We start from the raw sequence: 16,120 nt of genomic DNA, 5'->3' as shown, positions 1-16,120 counted from the left end.
AATCACGACGAGGCGAAAGTCCGGACTGGCGGCGCCCCGGAACAGGATTTATTAGCACATGTCGATAGCCCAAGGCATGTCCACCGATCCGGGTGATGGGGGAGCGATAGCGACGTTTACCGGGACGCCGGTCCTCGTCCGGTTGCTTGACCGGATCGGGATCCGGCGTCTCCTGCCGGAGCGATTCGCGTCGGAACCGATCAACGCGCTCACCGCGTACAGCGTGCTCGTCGTGTTGCTCGAGAACGGCGTGTTGCAGCTGTACAACCTCTGGGCGGGCTACGAGGTGGTGTACCTCACGAATCCGCTCAGGCTCCTCAACGCCGCGATGCTCGTCGGCGCGGCGATGGCGACGGGCGCGCTGTATCGGCGGTACGGCCGTGCCGTCGAGCGAAGCCACCTCGTCGAGCGCGCGTCGTCAACCGAGCGCTTCGCGCCGCTCGTCCCCGACCGACTCACCGCCGCCCTCGTCCTCGTCGGCGTCGCGTTCACGGTGTATAACGCCGTGGCGATCCTCACGCTCCCGGAGCTGTACGCCGTGGGCGGGCCCGAGCGCGTCCTTCGGTTCGCCGTGATCCTGCCGCTCGGTTACGTGCCGGTGTTCGCGACGTTCCTCGCGACGTACCTCTCGGTCGAGGTGCTGTTGCCGTGGCGACTGCTGCGCTCCGAGGTGGATCTGGACTTCCTCGATCCGGAGAAGCTCGGCGGAATGCGTCCGTTCGGGGAGCTCGTGAAGTTCGCGTACTACTACCTCATGCTCGGGCTCGTCGGCTACGCGGTCGCGCTCTACGGCCCCTTCCTCCTCAGCGGCGTGTTCGCGTACACCGCACTCGAACGGCCGGGGGCGGTCGCGAACCTCGGATTCACCGCGGTCTGGGCCGCGGCCGTGGTGACGATGGGGTGGGGCATCTACGCGCTCCACCGATACATGAACCGGGAGAAGCGCGAGCAGCTCCACCGGCTGGACCGCCGGGCCCGCGAGCATATCGACGACCCCTGGCGGATCGAGAACGTGGACGTCGCGGAGCCGCCCGCGGAGTACGAGCGATACCGCACGCAGGTGGAGTATATCACCTCCACGAAGGAGTACCCCGCGACGTTCACGATGTGGTCGCAGATCGCGGTCGGGATCGTGGCCCCGAAGGCGCTTCAGGTGGTGCTGTCCGTGGTCTGAGTTCGCGCCGACGGGTTCGGTCCGGGAACGCCGTCGGCTGGAGCTCCTGACGGCGTCCGGAACAGGTGGCGGGCCGAGAATCAGGCGTCGTACGGCGCTCGCGTCGAGCCGGTCCCGAACGGTCGGAGGATCGACCGCACCGGGAAGCGGCACACGCCGACGGTTCGGTCGTCGGTCAGGCCAGCGCGTAGCGGTCGTCGGTCCCCTCGACGAGTCCCTCCTTGCGGAGCGTCTTCAGGATGCTGTACAGCGAGATCTTCTTCATCCCCAGCGACTCGGCCATGTCCGCCACGCTGGCGCCGTCGTTCGTCGTCAGGTAGAGATAGACCAGCTTCGCACGCGGCGACTGGAGTTCGGGCGGGAGCGCCGGCGTCGTGGCGCCCGTCGCTGTCTCGGGTTCCATCATCATACTCGACCACTGTGGTTCGACGATAATAAACCCCCTATTCAACGAACGTCGAAAACGGGAGTATCGCCACGAGCGGCCGCCTGACGGGGGATACAGAACTAATCCGCGTTCGAGTTAGTCGCGGTTCGCGCCGCGATCGCCGCAATGCGGGCGAAAAGTTCGACCCGTGACGGACAGCCGCTCTCACGGCGCCCGGTCCTGCGCGGCCCGGAGCCCGCTCAGTACGAGCGGACCTTCGGCTCGTAGGTCTTGTCCTCGCCCTCGAGGATGACCGGCTTGTAGCCGAGCTCCGGCTCGCCGTCGTTCCACGTGATCAGCGTGTGCTTGAGCCAGTTCTCGTCGTCGCGGTGCTGGTTCTCCTTGCGCCAGTGGGCGCCGCGGAACTCGTTGCGCGCGAGCGCGCCCACGGTGAGCGCCTCCGCGATGTCGAGGATGTTCCGCGTCTCCATGGTGTGGATCAGGTCCGTGTTGAACGTCCGCGAGGGGTCCGAGACGCCGACCTCCTGGTAGCGTTCGCGGGCGTCGCGGATGTCCGCGAGCGCCTGCTTGAGTCCCTCCTCCTCGCGGAAGACGTTGACGTTGGCCGTCATCGTCTCCTGTACCTCCGAGCGGACCTCCGCGTGGTTGATCCCCTCCGAGTCGAGCAGCTCCTCGACGCGCTCGCGCTCGGCCTCGACCGCCGTGTCGAGCACCGCGTCCCCGTCCGCGGCCCCGCCATCCGCGGCCGCCGGTTCGGTGCCCTCGTCCGGGTCGACCGCGCCGACGGGCACCGGCGAGTCGATCTCCGCGGGCTCGTAGTCGTCGCTCTTGCCGGTCGTGATCTGCGGCTCGCCGAGGTCGTCGCCGGCCGCGTGTTGCCCGGCGCGCCGTCCGAAGACGATGAGCTCCGGCAGCGCGTTGCCGCCGAGGCGGTTGCCGCCGTGGACGGAGACGCAGGCGCACTCGCCGGCCGCGTAGAGCCCGTCGATGCACGTCTCGCCGTTCTCGTCGGTCTCGACGCCGCCCATCGCGTAGTGCTGGCCGGGCTTGACCGGCATCGGCTCTTCCAGCCCGTCGGCGCCCTCGAAGTCCTCCGCGAGGTGGAGGATGTTCTCCAGCCGGTCGAGGATGCGCTCCTCGCCGAGGTGGCGCATGTCGAGGTGGACGTACTCGTCCTCGATGCCGCGGCCCTCGTTGACCTCCGTCAGCTCGGCGCGGGAGACAACGTCGCGGGAGGCGAGCTCGCCGTCGTTGTTGGCGTAGCCGTGCTCGAACATGAACCGCTCGCCCTCGTCGTTGTAGAGGATGCCGCCCTCGCCGCGGACCCCCTCGGAGATGAGGACGCCCGTGGAGGGGAGCGTCGTCGGGTGGAACTGGATGAACTCCATGTCCTCCATGGGGACGCCCGCGCGGTAGGCCATCGCGACGCCGTCGCCGGTGTTGGCGACCGCGTTGGTGGTGTGGTCGAACACCTGCCCCAGCCCGCCGGTCGCGAGGATGACCCCGTCGTTCGCGCGGAAGCCCTCCACGGAGCCGGTCTTGATGTCGTAGGCGACGACGCCGTGACAGCTCCGGTCCGACGGGCGCTCCTCGTCGGTGACCGCGAGGTTCATCACGTGCCACTCGTCGTAGACGGTGACGCCGCGTTTGACTACCTGCTCGTACATCGTGTGGAGCAGTTGGTGGCCGGTCTCGGCGCCCGCGTACGTCGTCCGCGGGAACGAGAGACCGCCGAACGGTCGCTGGGAGACGCGGCCGTCCTCCTCGCGCGAGAAGGCCATCCCCCAGTGTTCGAGCTGGATCGTCTCCTTCGGGCTGTCCTTACAGAGGGTCTCGACCGCGGGGGCGTCCCCGAGGTAGTCGGACCCCTTCATGGTGTCGTAGGCGTGGTCCGTCCAGTCGTCCCCGTCCCGGAGCGCGGCGTTGATGCCGCCCTCCGCGGCCCCGGTGTGGGACCGGACCGGATGGAGCTTCGTGACGATGGCCACGTCGGCCCCCGCCTCCTGTGCGGCGATGGCCGCGCGGAGGCCGGCGCCGCCCGCGCCGACGACGATGACGTCGTGTTCGTGCATGTGTGATCGTGTGGTTACCAGAACTTGAGGTTGTTCTTGACGGCCTCCCGCTTGAGCTCCTGGATGTGCTCGGTGAGCGGGATGTCCTTCGGGCAGACGTTCGTGCAGGAGAACTGGGTCTGACAGCGCCAGACGCCGTGTTCCTGTTCGAGGATCTCCAGCCGCTTCTGTTTCATCTCCTCGCCCTCCCGTTCGTCCATCGCGAAGCGGTACGCCTTGTTGATCGCCGCCGGCCCGAGGTACTCGTTGTCTCCGGCCGCGATGTTACAGGAGGACATACACGCGCTACACCAGATACAGCGCGTGGACATCTTCACCTTCTCGCGGTTCTCCCGGCTCTGTCGCTGTTCCTCCAGTTCCTCGTCGGGAAGGTCGTCGGTCTGGAAGTACGGCTCGACCGCCTCCATCTGCTCGTAGAAGTGCTCCATGTCGACGACCAGGTCCTTCACGACGTCCGCGTGCGGCAGCGGCTCGATCCGGATCGGCGTCTCCATATCCAAGTCCGACAGCTGGGTCTTACAGCCCAGGCGCTGAGAACCGTCCACGAACAGGGCGTCGGAGCCGCAGATCGCCTGCCGGCAGGAGTGCCGGAAGGTGAGCGAGGAGTCGTAGGTGTCCCGCGCGTACATCAGCGCGTCGAGGACGGTCATCCCCTTCTCGTAGGGGACGTGAAAGTCGTCGAAGCGGGGCTCCTGTTTGCCCTCCACCTCGGGGTCGTACCGGAAGACCTTGAGGTGGACCGTGTTCTCGTCGGCCTCCGCGGCCGCCTCCGCCTCGGCGTCCGCCTGTGCGCGTTCGGCCGCGCGCTCCTGCTTCTCGGCGCGGCGGCGGTCGCCGGCGGAGGGCGCCTCGGCCGGCGCGTCCTCCGTGCTCGTTTCGCTCGTCTCGTCCGTGGTCTGTGGTGCGTCCGTACTCATGTCAGTAGATCCCGATTCCGGCCCACGCGTTCGCGGTGCGGATCCCCTGTGCGATCAGGAGGACGCTCGCGGCGATCAGCGTCCACTTGACCGCGGTGCGTTTGGTGCCCGACAGGCCCTGATTGATCAGCGCGTTGTAGACGCCGTTGACGCCGTGGAACGTCGCCGTGATCAGGAACAGCACCATCAGCGAGTAGTAGCTCCACGTCTCCATGCGGCCGGCGCTCATCAGGAACGACACCTCGTCCGCGTGGTGGACGAAGTGGAGCAGGAAGAAGTGGAACGCCAACACGCCGATCAGGAACGCGGCCGTGATCCGCTGGAGGAGCCACGAGGTCCCGCCCGGCGTGAACGAGGAGTAGCGTTCGGCCATCTCAGAAGGCCCCCGCGATGAACGTCGGCACTGACGCGACGGTGATCGCTCCCGTCAGGATCAGCGACGCGTAGAAGCTCTTGTCTTGCGATTCCAGCCCGATGCCGAGGTCCACGAGCAGGAGCCGCGTCCCGTTCAGGATGTGGAACACGGCCACCGCGAGCAGCCCGACCTCGAGGATCCGAACGAGGAGCAGGTCCTCCAGCGTGACGATCGTCTGCGTGTAGACGTCCTCGCCCGCCGTCAGCACTGCTTCCTCGGCCCCCGCCGCCGGGATCGCGGTACTCAACACGGCAATATGGGTGAACAGATAGCCCACAAGCACCCAGCCGGTGAACTTGTGGAAGATCCAGGCCCACATCCCCGCTGAGAACTCCCGCCACCGGCCGAAGTCCTCGATGAGGCCTCGATTGTACGACTGACTCATGCCGTATGCGGGTCGGTCCCGCGGTGGTTTAGTAGTTTCTAACACGGCGTGTGGCGCGCGGTCCGACCGGGTCGGCACCGTCGCCGCGCCGTCGCCTATGCGCCGCGGGCGTCCGCGGGCGCCTGTTCGGCCTCGACCACGCGGCGGGTCGGCTCGTCCAGCTCGACGAGGTGACAGAGGGGGTTGCCCGGATAGACGACGGGGTTCTCCAGCACGCCGACCAGCAGTCCCGTGAACGGCGCGGCCACCGGCTCGTTGTCGTCCTTGAACGGGTTGGTGATCGTGGCGATGCGGTCGCCCTCGCGGACCAGCGCGCCGGAGTCGTAGTGCATGTCCACGATGCCGCCCGCGTCCGCGCGGATCCACGTCTTCTCGTCCGAGCCGGCGATGATCGTGCGCCACCCCGGCCACCGGACCGACGACTGCTCCAGCAGGCCGTACTCCGCGAAGGCGGACTCGACGCCCGCGAGCGCCGCGTCGATCAGGCCGCGCTGGAACCGGTGGGCCTCGCCCATCTCGACGGTTATCGTGGGGATCCCGGCCGCGGTCGCCTCCCCGCGGAGCGTCCCCGAGGGGCCCTCGCTGTCGATCACGACGTTCGATCCGAACGCCATCCCGAGCCGGTGGACGTCCTCGTCGGCCATGTCCGCGCGGACGTGGAGCATGTTCGTCCGACCGCGCGTGGACGTGTGGAAGTCGATGCCGAGGTCGCACGGCTCGACGAAGTTCGTGAATATCTGGTGGGCCATCCGCTTGGAGCTCGTCGACCCCGCACGTCCCGGGAACGACCGGTTCAGGTCGCGGTCGTAGACGGGCAGGTAGCGCTGCTGGGCCAGGAAGCCCGGCACGTTGAGCACGGGGAGACAGACGATGGTCCCCGCCAGCTCCGAGAGGTCCCACTCGTGGGCCACCTCCCGGACGACCTCGATGCCGTTCAGCTCGTCCCCGTGGGCGGCCGCCGACAGAAACGCGGTCGGCCCGTCGCGCTCGCCGTTGATGATCGTCACGGGGATCCGGACGGGGTCGCCGAGGTACGTCTCGCTGATGCCGTATCGCAGGTTCTGGGTCTCACCCGGCGCGACCGCACCGCCGTTGTAGGTGAAGGACCCGTCGTCGCTCATGCTCGCTCGGAGCACGGCCGCGGGGATATATATGGCGACCGCGGGACCGCGGCGGTCGGCGCCAGCGACCCCGATCCGCCCGGCCGTGACTTTGAGGGAGCGACCGGCCCAAGCGTCGGTATGATCGACCTCACGGACCGAACGGTCGTCGTCACCGGCGGGGCGTCGGGCATCGGCCGCGCGACCTGTCTGCACGCCGCCGAGCGGGGCGCGGACGTGGTCGTGGCGGACGTGCGCGAGGAACCGCGGCTCGACGGGACCCCCACGCACGAGCGGGTTCCCGCGGAGACCGACCGCGACGCCGCGTTCGTGGAGTGCGACGTGACCGTCCCCGCGGACCTGGACCGGGCCGCCGCGGCCGCGGACCGGTTCGGCGGGCTGGACGGCTTCGTCAACAACGCCGGCATCTTCCGGCGCGAGGCGTACGCGGCGGTCGACGAGGCCGACTACGACGCGATGATGGACGTCAACGCCAAGGGGACCTTCTTCGGCGGCCAGGCGGCCGCCCGCCACATGGACGCGGGGGCGATCGTCAACGTCTCCAGCGTCGCCGCCGGCCACGGCAACGCCGACCACCCCGTCTACGACGGCGCGAAGGCCGCCGTCTCGAACTTCACGAAGTCGATGGCCGACGCCTTCGCCCCCGAGATCCGGGTCAACGCGGTCCGACCGGGCGTGATCGAGACCGCGATGACCACCGAGGACGTGCCCACCGTCGGCGCCGAGCGCGAGGAACGCTACGAGGGCGAGATCCCCGCGGAGCGGTTCGGCGACCCCGCGGACGTGGCGCGGGCGGTCTGTTACCTGCTGAGCGACGAGGCCGATTACGTGACCGGCACGGAGCTGGTCGTCGACGGCGGCCTCTCGGCGGTCTGAGCGGACGGAGTCCGACGGTTCGGCCGACCGGTCTCTCGGGGGCCGACCGGCGGTGCGGCCGCGGCCGATCGTTTCCGCGATCCGAGGGAATAACTGAGGAGTTTTTACCGTCCCGTCCGACGACCACGTATGACGACAGATCCGGTGCGGGTGGGTGTGCTGTCGCTGCACAACAGCAAGGAGACGAAGGCGATCCTCAACGCGGTCGAGGACCTCGGTCACGAGCCGGTGTGGCTCAGACAGGAGAACGCCGCGATTTCGGTCGAAGACGGCGAGGTGACGGTCGAGCCGGATGTCGACGTCGTCGCCAACCGGCTGCTGCTGTCGAACACCGAACAGCCAGCGGAACTGCTCGGGCTGGCCTCGACGTTCGAGCGCATTCTGCCGATGCTCAACGAGCCCGAGAGCGTGCTGGGGGCGGTTCACAAGTTCGCGACCGCGGCGACGCTCGCCGACTGGAACATCCGCGTTCCCGACGCCCTGCTCGCGCTCTCGAACGACCGGCTCAACGAGGACCGCGAGCGGTTCGGCGACGTGGGCGTCTACAAGACGGCCATCGGCACCCACGGCGGCGGCACGTGGAAGGTGGACCTCACCGAACGCGTTAACCCGAAGGTCGGCAACCGGCAGGCGTTCCTCCAGAGGCTGATCGAGCGCGACTCGGAGAAACACCGCGACCTCCGAGTGTACACGGTCGGCGACGAGATCGTCGGCGCCATGTACCGCTACGCGCCCGAGGGCGACTGGCGGACGAACGTCGCGCTCGGCGGCGCCGTCGAGGACGCGACCGACGACATGCCCGAGGAGGCGGCCGAGACCGCGCTCTACGCGGCCGAGGTGATGGAACTCGACTACGCCGGCGTCGACCTCGTGGAGGGGTACGACGGCTGGTACGTGCTGGAGGTGAACCCGACCGCGGGGTTCAAGGGGCTGTTCAAGGCAACGGGTCGGAGCCCGGCGCCGTACATCGCCAAACACGCCATCGAGCGAGTCGGCGGCGAGGTCGACGACGAGGACGTCGAGCGGATCGCCGGACAGCTCGACGACTCCCGTCCTGCCTCGGCGCCGGAGCCGAAGGCGACCCCGGACGAGCTCCCGATGATCGGCTACATCGAGGAGGTCGTCGTCACGGGGACCTCCGGCTCCACGCAGGCGCTGGCGAAGTCCGACACCGGCGCGACTCGGACCAGCATCGACACGAAGCTGGCGGCCGAGATCGGCGCCGGCCCGATCAAGAGCATGACGCGCGTGAAGTCCGGCAGCGTGAAGTCCGGCAAGGCGCGGCCGGTCGTCGACCTGGTCATCGGCATCGGCGGCAACCAGCACACCGTCACCGCGAGCGTCGAGGACCGGAGCCACATGGACTACCCGCTCCTCCTCGGCCGCGACATCCTCGAGAACTACCGCGTCGACGTGCGTCGCCGCGCCGACGCGGACGCACAGGAGGAGAAGGAAGTGAAGCGGTACATCGAGGAGTAGGTCCCGGCGTTCGACCGTTCGCGGAGCACCGCGCGAGCCTTTTTGTCCGATACCGCGCCACCCGTCCCGTGACCTGACGACGCGCTCCGCGGCGAACTCGGCGGGCGTCCGGCGCACCGCCGCGGAGTCTGACGGTCGCGGACTCCCGGATCCGCGGGCGACCGAAGCGCCGGCTGTTCGCCACGCCCGAACCGCTGTCGGGGCCTCCGGTCAGTTCTCGTAGGCCGCCCAGATGTACCGCGTCCCGTAGCTCCGGTAGGGGCGCCACCGGTCGCCGATCTCCCGCATCTCCGCCCGCGAGAGCTCCGCGCCGTCCGCGTACACCTGCTCGATCCCCTTCCGCACCGCCAGGTCGCCCAGCGGCAGCACGTCCTCGCGCCCGAGGACGAAGATCAGGAACATGTCCGCGGTCCACGCGCCCACGCCGCGGATCGCGGTCAACTCCTCGCGAACCTCGCCGTCCGAGAGCCCCGTCAACCGGTCGCGCGAGAGGCCGTCCTCGCCCTCGAACGCCGCGGCCGCCGATCGGAGATAGTCGACCTTCGTCCCGCTGAGCCCCGCCTCGCGGAGCGCGTCCTCGTCGGCCGACAGCACCGCGGCCGGCGTCACCTCGTCGTCCAGCAGGGCGAACGCGCGGTCCCGGATCGCGTCCGCGGAGGCCGTCGAGAGCTGTTGGTTGATGATCGAGACGAAGAGCCGCCGGAACGGGTCCGCCGCCGGTTCGACCGACAGCGGGCCGTGTCTGTCCACCAGCGGCGCCAGCGTCTCGTCGCTCCGCAGCGTCGCGGCCACGTCGGGGTCGAGCGCCTCCGCCGAGTCCGGATCGTCGGTCGTCACGGTCGGAATTCGGGGAGCGACGCTCAAACCCCTTTCGCGGCCGTCCGGCCACGAGAAGAAACTTCTTCATCGTTGTTCGTTTCAAAAAGGGAAACGTTGAACCGCGGCGCCGCCGACCGCCCGCACATGGAGATCGAAGACGTCGAGCGGGTCACCGTCCTCGGCGCCGGAAACATGGGCCACGGTATCGCCGAAGTCGCCGCGCTCGCGGGCTACGAGGTCGTGATGCGCGACATCAAGGAGGAGTTCGTGGAGAACGGCTACGAGCAGATCGAGTGGTCGCTCGACAAACTCGCCGAGAAGGACCAGATCTCGTCGGCCGACGCGGAGGCCGCGCTCGACCGCGTCACGCCGCTGGTCGACGTGGAGGAGGCGGTCGCGGACGCCGACGTGGTGATCGAGGCCGTCCCCGAGAAGATGGAGATCAAGAAGGACGTGTACGCGGAGATCGAACAGTACGCGCCCGACGAGGCGGTCTTCGCCACGAACACTTCCAGCCTCTCGATCACGGAGCTCTCTGAGGTCACCGACCGGCCCGCGCAGTTCTGCGGGATGCACTTCTTCAACCCGCCGGTCCGGATGCAGCTCGTCGAGGTCATCTCCGGCGCACACACCGACGACGCGGTGCTCGACCTGATCGAGGACCTCGCCGAGGAGATGGGCAAGACGCCCGTCAGGGTCCGGAAGGACAGCCCCGGCTTCATCGTCAACCGCATCCTGGTTCCGCTGATGAACGAGGCGGCGTGGATCGTCGAGTCCGGCGACGCCACCATCGAGCAGGTCGACTCCACGACCAAGTTCGAGATGGGCCTCCCGATGGGCTCGTTCGAGCTCGCGGACCAGGTCGGGATCGACGTCGGCTATCACGTCCTCGACTACATGCACTCGGAGTTGGGCGAGGCCTATCGCCCGTGTCCCCTGCTCGTCGAGAAGGTCGAGAAGGACGAGCTCGGCAAGAAGGCCGGCAAGGGGTTCTACGACTACGAGAACGGCGGCGTCGACATCCCGACGGACGCCGCGCGCGACGACGTGCGCGACCGCCTGCTCGCGGTCATGGCCAACGAGGTCGCGGGCCTGATCGCGAACGACGTGGCCGACGCCGAGGCGATCGACCGCGCGGTGATGCTCGGCGCCGGGTTCCCGGACGGGCCGGCGAAGCTGGCCGACAGCGCGGGGCTCGACGGGCTCGTCGACACCCTCGACGAGCTCCACGAGGCGACCGGCGAGGCGCGCTACGAGGCCGTCGACTACCTCCGCGAGGCCGCGGCCGCGGGCGGCTTCTACGGCGCGGACGACGCGGACGGGAACGGTCCCGACGGGGCGGACTACGACACGCTCGAGGTGAGCGTCGAGGACCGCGTCGGCCGGATCACGCTCGACCGCCCGCACCGGATGAACACGATAAGCGCCGAGCTGCTCGACGAGCTCGCGGACGCCATCGACGCGCTCGACGCGGACGACGACGTGCGGGCGATCCTGCTCACGGGCGCCGGCGACCGCGCGTTCTCCGCGGGCGCCGACGTACAGAGCATGGCGGCCGGCGGCGCCGACCCCATCTCCGCGGTCGAGCTCTCCCGGAAGGGCCAGGAGACGTTCGGCAAGCTGGAGGAGTCGGACAAGCCGGTCGTCGCGGGCATCGACGGCTACTGTCTCGGCGGCGGCATGGAGCTCGCGACCTGCGCGGACTTCCGGGTCGCCTCCGCGCGCTCCGAGCTCGGCCAGCCGGAGCACAACCTCGGCCTCCTGCCCGGCTGGGGCGGCACCCAGCGGCTCGCCCGCATCGTCGGCGAGGGGCGCGCCAAGGAGATCATCTTCACCGCCGACCGCTACGAGGCGGAGACGCTGGAGGAGTACGGCTTCCTCAACGAGGTCGTCGGGAACGAGGAGCTGGCGGACCGCGCGGTCGAACTCGCCGAGGACCTCGCCGCGGGCCCGCCGATCGCACAGAAGTACACCAAGCGCGCGATGCACGCCGGCCGGACCGACGCCGAGGCCGGCCTCCAGGTGGAGTCCCAGGCGTTCGGCCACCTGATGAACACGGACGACCTGATGGAGGGCGTCACGGCGTTCATGGGCGACGGCGAACCGGAGTTCGAGGGGAAGTAGTTCCGGTCCGCGGTTCGGCTTTTTTTACTCAGGGCGGTGGAGACGTCGACGATGGCGAAACGGTATCGGAGCGGTTGGTGGCTCGAGCTGAAGTATCACCGGGAGGGGTGGACACAGGCCGAAATTGCGGACGAGTGCGGCGTGTCCGCTCGGACGGTCCGAAAGTGGATGGAGAGGCGGGGGATAGAGACGAGGGATCTCGTCGGTGAGGACCACCCGCTGTACGGGACGAGTCGCGACGACGACGTGAGACGACGAATCGCGGAGACAATGGCGGGGCGAGAGTTCTCCGAGGATGAACGGAAACGACTCGCGGAGGGCCAGCGCGGGCGGACGCTCACACGTTCGACGCGCGAGAAGATCGGCGAGGCGCTCTCGGGTCGTCAGCTTCCCGAGTCGACGCGGCAGAAAATGAGCGAGTCGCGGTCGGGTCGCTCGAACCCGATGTGGCGAGGCGGAGGGACCCTCAGATACGGACCCGGCTGGACGCGGGCACGTCGCGAGGCCCGGTCGCGGACGTCCGCTTGCGCCAACTGCGGGCACGATGGGGACGAATACCGACTCGAGGTCCACCACATCGTTCCGGTCCGGCTTTTCGACCGATCGGACACCCATCAACTCAGCGATGCACACGTACAGGGCAATCTCGTCGTGCTCTGCAAACGGTGTCACGCTCGGGCCGAACACGGCGACCTCTCCTTCGAACCCTCTCTCGAAACCGACATCCCTGAGGGGTACGACGAGTTGAATTGACTGGATTTATATATCCATGCTCCCTCCGTCGAGACGCGAGAGGGTAATCGCTCGCTTGGTGTAGCCCGGCCAATCATATCGGCCTTTCGAGCCGATGACAGGGGTTCAAATCCCCTAGCGAGCACTTCTGTCGCCGCTGACCGGCGAGTTGCGGCGCCGTCCGTGCCACCGTTCCTGTCCTGTCGTCACCGCTCCCGTCCTGCGGTCCCCCCGACCGCGGCAGAACGATATTTATGCACTGCCTCGCTACCGGCTGGTGTGTCACGCGCCCGGTTCCTCCCTTCCGTCTCCGACACGTCCGCGAACTCCGCCACGCCCGCGAGAGCGCTGCTCGCGGCCGCGACCGCCATCGCGGCGGTCGCCACCGCCGGGAGCCTCTACTTCAGCGAGGTGCTGGGGCTGGTCCCCTGCGAGTTCTGCTGGTACCAGCGCATCCTGATGTACCCGCTGGTGGTCGTGCTCGGCGTGGCGGCCCTCGAGGGGCGGTCCGGGGTCTGGCGGACGGCGATCCCGCTGTCGACGCTCGGCATCGGGATCGCGGCGTACCACGCGTTCCTCCAGCTATCGCCCGGCGTCTCCTGCGGGGTCGGCGGCGCGTGCTCCGCGGTCCTCTGGGAAGGGTTCTTCGTGTTCACCATCCCCCGGCTCTCGCTGGTCGCGTTTCTGCTCATCAGCGCGGTGCTGGGGGCGGTATGGCGGCTGGACCGCGGCGAGGGGTGACTGCGGCGAACGACGGGCGTGGAGAGCGCCGCCGTCGGCCGCCGACGAGCGCGACGCTTTCAAGTCCCGGCCTCGAACGCGGGGTATGAGCTTCCCGGAGCCGCCCGGCGGCTGGCGCGTCTGGAACGAGGAGTCCGAGGGGCGCGTCATCCTCGCGTACCGGCCCGACGTGTTCACCGAGGACGCGTTCCCGGCCGCGTGTCTCCCGACCATTTATCTCACGAACGGCTCCAGAAAGCGACGCCCGGGCGCGGGCCAGTACGAGACCGACGAGTGGCACGTCGTCCTCTTCCTGGAACCCGAAATCGAGGCGCTCGCGGAGACGTACGACGACCGCGGGGACGCGGTCGCGGGCGCACTGGCGGCGGCGTCACGGTTCGACGAGGGGCAAGTGGACTACCGCGATGCCTATCAGGTGCCGCGAGAGGAGTACTTCGAGCGACTCGACGAGTTGACCGGTCGCGAGGAGTGAGCGTTCCGGCCGCCGGTTCCCGCCGCGGTCACTCCATGTACAGCGAGTAGAAGATCACCGCGAAGCCGACGGCGGTGAGCGCGCTGTCGATGGCCACGCCGACGCTCACTTCGACGCCGATGATCTGGTGGAGGATCCCGCCGACGAGCGCGCCGAAGGTGACGACGCCGAACCCTGCGCCGAGGGCCCGCAGCGAGGGGTCACCAGTCCGGCCGTACGCCCGGAGCGCGTAGTAGGTGATACTCCCACCCAGAAGCAGGATGGCGGTCTTCGCGACGATCAACAGCAGTGACTCGTACATCATCTCAGGTTTCCTCCCGGACCTGTGACCAGAGGTGCGCGAGCCGCTCGTCGGCGCCGCCCTCCGGACGTTCGAACTCGACGACCAGGTCCCTGTCGTCGGTCAGTCCGACGGTGACGGACTCGAACGCGACCGCGTACCGCGTCGTGTGTTGGCCGTCCCGCCGTATCTCGGTCGATTCGTTCAGCAGATCCGCGTCCGTCATCGCGTCCAGCTTCCGGTAGGTGGTCGACAGCGGGATGTCGCACTCCTCCGAGATCTGGCTCGCGGTCATCGGCTCCTCGAGCGCGGCGATGATGCGCTGTGCGGCGTCGTCGCTCAACACGTCCAGTACGTCGCTCGGCGGCGGCGGCTCCTCTCGACGCGACGGGTCCCGCACCATACCCGCGATTTCCTGTCGAGAGGCATAAATCATCTGCGTTACGTCCGTCGGATCGGGGATGAGGCTGGGGGCGAGTTCGGGACGCTCGGACATAAGGCCGTTCCCGATTCTCGGCCCCGGGGAGCCGGTTTTTTGCTTATCAGTCCCGAACTCGAACGTGTTCGTGTATGACTCAGTACGACCGACGAACGGTGCTGCGTGCCGCGGGCGCGACCGCACTCGGCGTGTCACTGGCCGGCTGTTCCGGCGGGGGCGGCGGAGGAGGGACCGAGGACGGCTCCGGTGGCGGAGGCGGGGGCGACGACGGCCCCGAGCCGGTCGACGAGGAGCCGAGCTACGACGGCTGGTTCGACGACGTCGGCAACTACGAGTCGACGCTCGACTACACCGACGCGGACGAGGTGACGGTCGCGGTCGGGGCCGGCAACGGCCTCCAGTTCGAACCGCCGGCGATCCAGGTGGCTGCCGGGACGACGGTCGTCTGGGAGTGGACCGGCGAGGGTGGCGAGCACAACGTCGCCGCTGAGGACGACTCCTTCGAGTCCGATCTGAGCAGCGAGGAGGGCTACACCTTCGAGCAGACGTTCGAGGAGTCGGGCGTCCACAAGTACGCCTGCACGCCCCACCGCGCGTCGGGGATGAAGGGCGCCGTCGTCGTCGAGTAGGCCGGCGCGGACGCCGACCTCCCCTCCCGGTCGCCCCGTGGCCTTCCGGGGCGAAACGCCTATTCTGTCGGCCGCGGAACGCCGGATATGGTCTCCCGCGAGAACCGCGTGATCGCCGCCTGCATCGTGCTGGCCGTGCTCCTTCTGTTCGCGCTGAACGCCGTGACCGACCCGCCGTCGTGGGCGACTCTCGCCGTTCTCCTCGGCGTGGGCGTCCTCGTTCCGACGCTCGTCAACGAGTACCTCGGCCGCCGCGAGGCGTGACGGCTCGCGGTCCGTGACGCCGCCGGCGGCGCCGGCCTCGGCCGCCCGCGAGGTCGCCTACAGCTCCAGGTCCGAGAGGCGCGCGCGGGCGTCGGCCAGCGCGCCCTCGTCGTTCTCCCGGAGATACGTCCCGACCTCGTTGGCGGCGCGGACGAGTTCCTCCGCGTCCCGGGGCTCCACGTCGCCCTGCAGCGACTCGACGCGCTTGACGCGCTCGCGGAGCGACCCGAGCGCCTCGCGCGCCTCGGCGTCCGGATACTCGTCGAGGTAGGTCCGGAGGTCGTCGCGGTAGTCCGCGACCGCGTTCGCGACCGCGAGTCCCCGCGCGGCGTGCATGTTCGGCGGCACGGCCTCGGGGGCGGGCCGCTCGCCGTCGTCGGCGCCCGCGAGCAGGTCGAGCAGGTACGTCCGGTCGTCGTCGGTCGGGTCCCGGAGCCGGTCGTAGATGTCGACGGCCTGCAGCAGTTCGCGGGCCGCGAGCACGCCGTCGTCGAGCGGCAGGAGGTCCCCGCCGCGGACGAACCCCCGCCGGCTGAGGTACTCCCGCAGGTCGCGCTTCAGGTCGCTGACCCCCTCCGCGGGGAGCGTCCCCGCGGCGTCCCCGAAGCGCTCGCGGTGGGGGGTCAAGTCCAGCTCCGCGGGCGCGTCGGTGTGAAGCGTCCGGTCGCCGACGCCGACGCTCAGGAGGCTCCCGCACTCCGGGCAGGCGGTGTCGCCCGTCTCGTAGTAGGACCACCGTGCGCCGCACTCCTTGCACTCGCGCTCGCCGCGGACTTTCATGCCCGTCGGTTCG

General features: G+C 69.0%; 19 protein-coding genes and 1 tRNA gene. 10 read left to right on the top strand and 10 right to left on the bottom strand.

Annotated features, from left to right (window positions below; genetic code table 11):
• Positions 1-76 precede the first annotated feature (76 nt).
• Entirely contained in the window at positions 77-1,174 is a 1,098-nt protein-coding gene (locus ACZ432_RS03890; RefSeq protein ID WP_426963546.1) for a hypothetical protein, read from the top strand.
• A gap of 175 nt (positions 1,175-1,349) precedes the next feature.
• Here the strand turns inward: ACZ432_RS03890 and ACZ432_RS03885 are convergent, their stop codons facing one another.
• The 6 genes from ACZ432_RS03885 to ACZ432_RS03860 all read right to left on the bottom strand — a co-directional run bounded on the left by ACZ432_RS03885 (position 1,350) and on the right by ACZ432_RS03860 (position 6,472).
• Positions 1,350-1,580, bottom strand: a complete 231-nt coding sequence (locus tag ACZ432_RS03885) for a helix-turn-helix domain-containing protein (protein WP_058366062.1) — start codon at positions 1,578-1,580, stop codon at positions 1,350-1,352.
• A 221-nt stretch (positions 1,581-1,801) separates the two neighbouring features.
• Complete coding sequence (locus tag ACZ432_RS03880) at positions 1,802-3,634, bottom strand: FAD-binding protein (RefSeq protein WP_426963547.1); 1,833 nt, start codon at positions 3,632-3,634, stop codon at positions 1,802-1,804.
• A gap of 14 nt (positions 3,635-3,648) precedes the next feature.
• Positions 3,649-4,551: a succinate dehydrogenase/fumarate reductase iron-sulfur subunit gene (locus ACZ432_RS03875; protein ID WP_426963548.1), complete on the bottom strand. Its 903-nt coding sequence runs from the start codon at positions 4,549-4,551 to the stop codon at positions 3,649-3,651.
• Position 4,552: 1 nt separating this feature from the next.
• A complete protein-coding gene (locus tag ACZ432_RS03870) occupies positions 4,553-4,924 on the bottom strand; it encodes a succinate dehydrogenase/fumarate reductase transmembrane subunit (RefSeq protein ID WP_426963550.1) in 372 nt (123 codons plus the stop codon).
• A gap of 1 nt (position 4,925) precedes the next feature.
• Complete coding sequence (gene sdhC / locus ACZ432_RS03865) at positions 4,926-5,351, bottom strand: succinate dehydrogenase, cytochrome b556 subunit (RefSeq protein ID WP_058366052.1); 426 nt, start codon at positions 5,349-5,351, stop codon at positions 4,926-4,928.
• Between the two features lie 95 nt (positions 5,352-5,446).
• Positions 5,447-6,472: a succinylglutamate desuccinylase/aspartoacylase family protein gene (locus ACZ432_RS03860; RefSeq protein WP_426963551.1), complete on the bottom strand. Its 1,026-nt coding sequence runs from the start codon at positions 6,470-6,472 to the stop codon at positions 5,447-5,449.
• A gap of 120 nt (positions 6,473-6,592) precedes the next feature.
• Between ACZ432_RS03860 and ACZ432_RS03855 the strand changes: the two genes are divergently transcribed.
• Both ACZ432_RS03855 and ACZ432_RS03850 read left to right on the top strand, forming a co-directional pair.
• Positions 6,593-7,348 carry an SDR family NAD(P)-dependent oxidoreductase gene (locus ACZ432_RS03855; RefSeq protein WP_426963552.1) on the top strand — a complete coding sequence of 252 codons (756 nt, stop codon included), beginning with the start codon at positions 6,593-6,595 and terminating at the stop codon, positions 7,346-7,348.
• Positions 7,349-7,477: 129 nt separating this feature from the next.
• A complete protein-coding gene (locus tag ACZ432_RS03850) occupies positions 7,478-8,827 on the top strand; it encodes a putative ATP-dependent zinc protease (RefSeq protein ID WP_426963553.1) in 1,350 nt (449 codons plus the stop codon).
• A gap of 210 nt (positions 8,828-9,037) precedes the next feature.
• Here the strand turns inward: ACZ432_RS03850 and ACZ432_RS03845 are convergent, their stop codons facing one another.
• On the bottom strand, positions 9,038-9,664 hold the full coding sequence (locus tag ACZ432_RS03845; protein ID WP_426963554.1) for a DNA-3-methyladenine glycosylase family protein: 627 nt from the start codon (positions 9,662-9,664) through the stop codon (positions 9,038-9,040).
• A 126-nt stretch (positions 9,665-9,790) separates the two neighbouring features.
• On the opposite strand from ACZ432_RS03845, the gene ACZ432_RS03840 reads away from it, so the two are divergent.
• From ACZ432_RS03840 to ACZ432_RS03820, 5 genes are all read left to right on the top strand, one after another.
• Positions 9,791-11,770: a 3-hydroxyacyl-CoA dehydrogenase/enoyl-CoA hydratase family protein gene (locus tag ACZ432_RS03840; protein ID WP_426963555.1), complete on the top strand. Its 1,980-nt coding sequence runs from the start codon at positions 9,791-9,793 to the stop codon at positions 11,768-11,770.
• A 51-nt stretch (positions 11,771-11,821) separates the two neighbouring features.
• Positions 11,822-12,523: an NUMOD3 domain-containing DNA-binding protein gene (locus tag ACZ432_RS03835; RefSeq protein WP_058366541.1), complete on the top strand. Its 702-nt coding sequence runs from the start codon at positions 11,822-11,824 to the stop codon at positions 12,521-12,523.
• A gap of 49 nt (positions 12,524-12,572) precedes the next feature.
• Positions 12,573-12,647, top strand: a tRNA-Glu gene (locus ACZ432_RS03830).
• 203 nt (positions 12,648-12,850) lie between these two features.
• Positions 12,851-13,243 carry a disulfide bond formation protein B gene (locus tag ACZ432_RS03825; RefSeq protein WP_426963606.1) on the top strand — a complete coding sequence of 131 codons (393 nt, stop codon included), beginning with the start codon at positions 12,851-12,853 and terminating at the stop codon, positions 13,241-13,243.
• A gap of 85 nt (positions 13,244-13,328) precedes the next feature.
• A complete protein-coding gene (locus tag ACZ432_RS03820) occupies positions 13,329-13,715 on the top strand; it encodes a DUF5820 family protein (RefSeq protein WP_426963556.1) in 387 nt (128 codons plus the stop codon).
• 28 nt (positions 13,716-13,743) lie between these two features.
• On the opposite strand, the gene ACZ432_RS03815 is transcribed toward ACZ432_RS03820, so the two are convergent.
• Together ACZ432_RS03815 and ACZ432_RS03810 are read right to left on the bottom strand one after the other, a co-directional pair.
• On the bottom strand, positions 13,744-14,019 hold the full coding sequence (locus ACZ432_RS03815) for a DUF7521 family protein (protein ID WP_426963557.1): 276 nt from the start codon (positions 14,017-14,019) through the stop codon (positions 13,744-13,746).
• A gap of 1 nt (position 14,020) precedes the next feature.
• Positions 14,021-14,398 carry a helix-turn-helix domain-containing protein gene (locus ACZ432_RS03810; RefSeq protein ID WP_426963558.1) on the bottom strand — a complete coding sequence of 126 codons (378 nt, stop codon included), beginning with the start codon at positions 14,396-14,398 and terminating at the stop codon, positions 14,021-14,023.
• A gap of 167 nt (positions 14,399-14,565) precedes the next feature.
• Here ACZ432_RS03810 and ACZ432_RS03805 point away from each other — a divergent pair, with 167 nt between their 5' ends.
• Complete coding sequence (locus ACZ432_RS03805) at positions 14,566-15,063, top strand: halocyanin domain-containing protein (RefSeq protein WP_426963559.1); 498 nt, start codon at positions 14,566-14,568, stop codon at positions 15,061-15,063.
• Positions 15,064-15,150: 87 nt separating this feature from the next.
• Positions 15,151-15,327, top strand: a complete 177-nt coding sequence (locus tag ACZ432_RS03800) for a hypothetical protein (RefSeq protein ID WP_426963560.1) — start codon at positions 15,151-15,153, stop codon at positions 15,325-15,327.
• Between the two features lie 57 nt (positions 15,328-15,384).
• Here the strand turns inward: ACZ432_RS03800 and ACZ432_RS03795 are convergent, their stop codons facing one another.
• Positions 15,385-16,107 (bottom strand): DUF7117 family protein, encoded by a 723-nt coding sequence (locus ACZ432_RS03795; RefSeq protein ID WP_426963561.1) that lies wholly within the window; start codon positions 16,105-16,107, stop codon positions 15,385-15,387.
• Positions 16,108-16,120: the final 13 nt, after the last annotated feature.

Source organism: Haloparvum alkalitolerans (assembly GCF_055381565.1).
The sequence above is the reverse complement of the archived record's forward strand: the minus strand, read 5'-3'. Positions and strand labels throughout refer to the sequence as shown.

Bases quoted from the DNA above. Each gene is read 5' to 3' on its own strand.
- ACZ432_RS03890 (WP_426963546.1), top strand. From the start codon at position 77: ATGTCCACCGATCCGGGTGATGGGGGAGCGATAGCGACGTTTACCGGG.
- ACZ432_RS03885 (WP_058366062.1), bottom strand. From the start codon at position 1,580: ATGATGGAACCCGAGACAGCGACGGGCGCCACGACGCCGGCGCTCCCG.
- ACZ432_RS03880 (WP_426963547.1), bottom strand. From the start codon at position 3,634: ATGCACGAACACGACGTCATCGTCGTCGGCGCGGGCGGCGCCGGCCTC.
- ACZ432_RS03875 (WP_426963548.1), bottom strand. From the start codon at position 4,551: ATGAGTACGGACGCACCACAGACCACGGACGAGACGAGCGAAACGAGC.
- ACZ432_RS03870 (WP_426963550.1), bottom strand. From the start codon at position 4,924: ATGGCCGAACGCTACTCCTCGTTCACGCCGGGCGGGACCTCGTGGCTC.
- sdhC (WP_058366052.1), bottom strand. From the start codon at position 5,351: ATGAGTCAGTCGTACAATCGAGGCCTCATCGAGGACTTCGGCCGGTGG.
- ACZ432_RS03860 (WP_426963551.1), bottom strand. From the start codon at position 6,472: ATGAGCGACGACGGGTCCTTCACCTACAACGGCGGTGCGGTCGCGCCG.
- ACZ432_RS03855 (WP_426963552.1), top strand. From the start codon at position 6,593: ATGATCGACCTCACGGACCGAACGGTCGTCGTCACCGGCGGGGCGTCG.
- ACZ432_RS03850 (WP_426963553.1), top strand. From the start codon at position 7,478: ATGACGACAGATCCGGTGCGGGTGGGTGTGCTGTCGCTGCACAACAGC.
- ACZ432_RS03840 (WP_426963555.1), top strand. From the start codon at position 9,791: ATGGAGATCGAAGACGTCGAGCGGGTCACCGTCCTCGGCGCCGGAAAC.
- ACZ432_RS03835 (WP_058366541.1), top strand. From the start codon at position 11,822: ATGGCGAAACGGTATCGGAGCGGTTGGTGGCTCGAGCTGAAGTATCAC.
- ACZ432_RS03820 (WP_426963556.1), top strand. From the start codon at position 13,329: ATGAGCTTCCCGGAGCCGCCCGGCGGCTGGCGCGTCTGGAACGAGGAG.
- ACZ432_RS03815 (WP_426963557.1), bottom strand. From the start codon at position 14,019: ATGATGTACGAGTCACTGCTGTTGATCGTCGCGAAGACCGCCATCCTG.
- ACZ432_RS03810 (WP_426963558.1), bottom strand. From the start codon at position 14,398: ATGGTGCGGGACCCGTCGCGTCGAGAGGAGCCGCCGCCGCCGAGCGAC.
- ACZ432_RS03805 (WP_426963559.1), top strand. From the start codon at position 14,566: ATGACTCAGTACGACCGACGAACGGTGCTGCGTGCCGCGGGCGCGACC.
- ACZ432_RS03800 (WP_426963560.1), top strand. From the start codon at position 15,151: ATGGTCTCCCGCGAGAACCGCGTGATCGCCGCCTGCATCGTGCTGGCC.
- ACZ432_RS03795 (WP_426963561.1), bottom strand. From the start codon at position 16,107: ATGAAAGTCCGCGGCGAGCGCGAGTGCAAGGAGTGCGGCGCACGGTGG.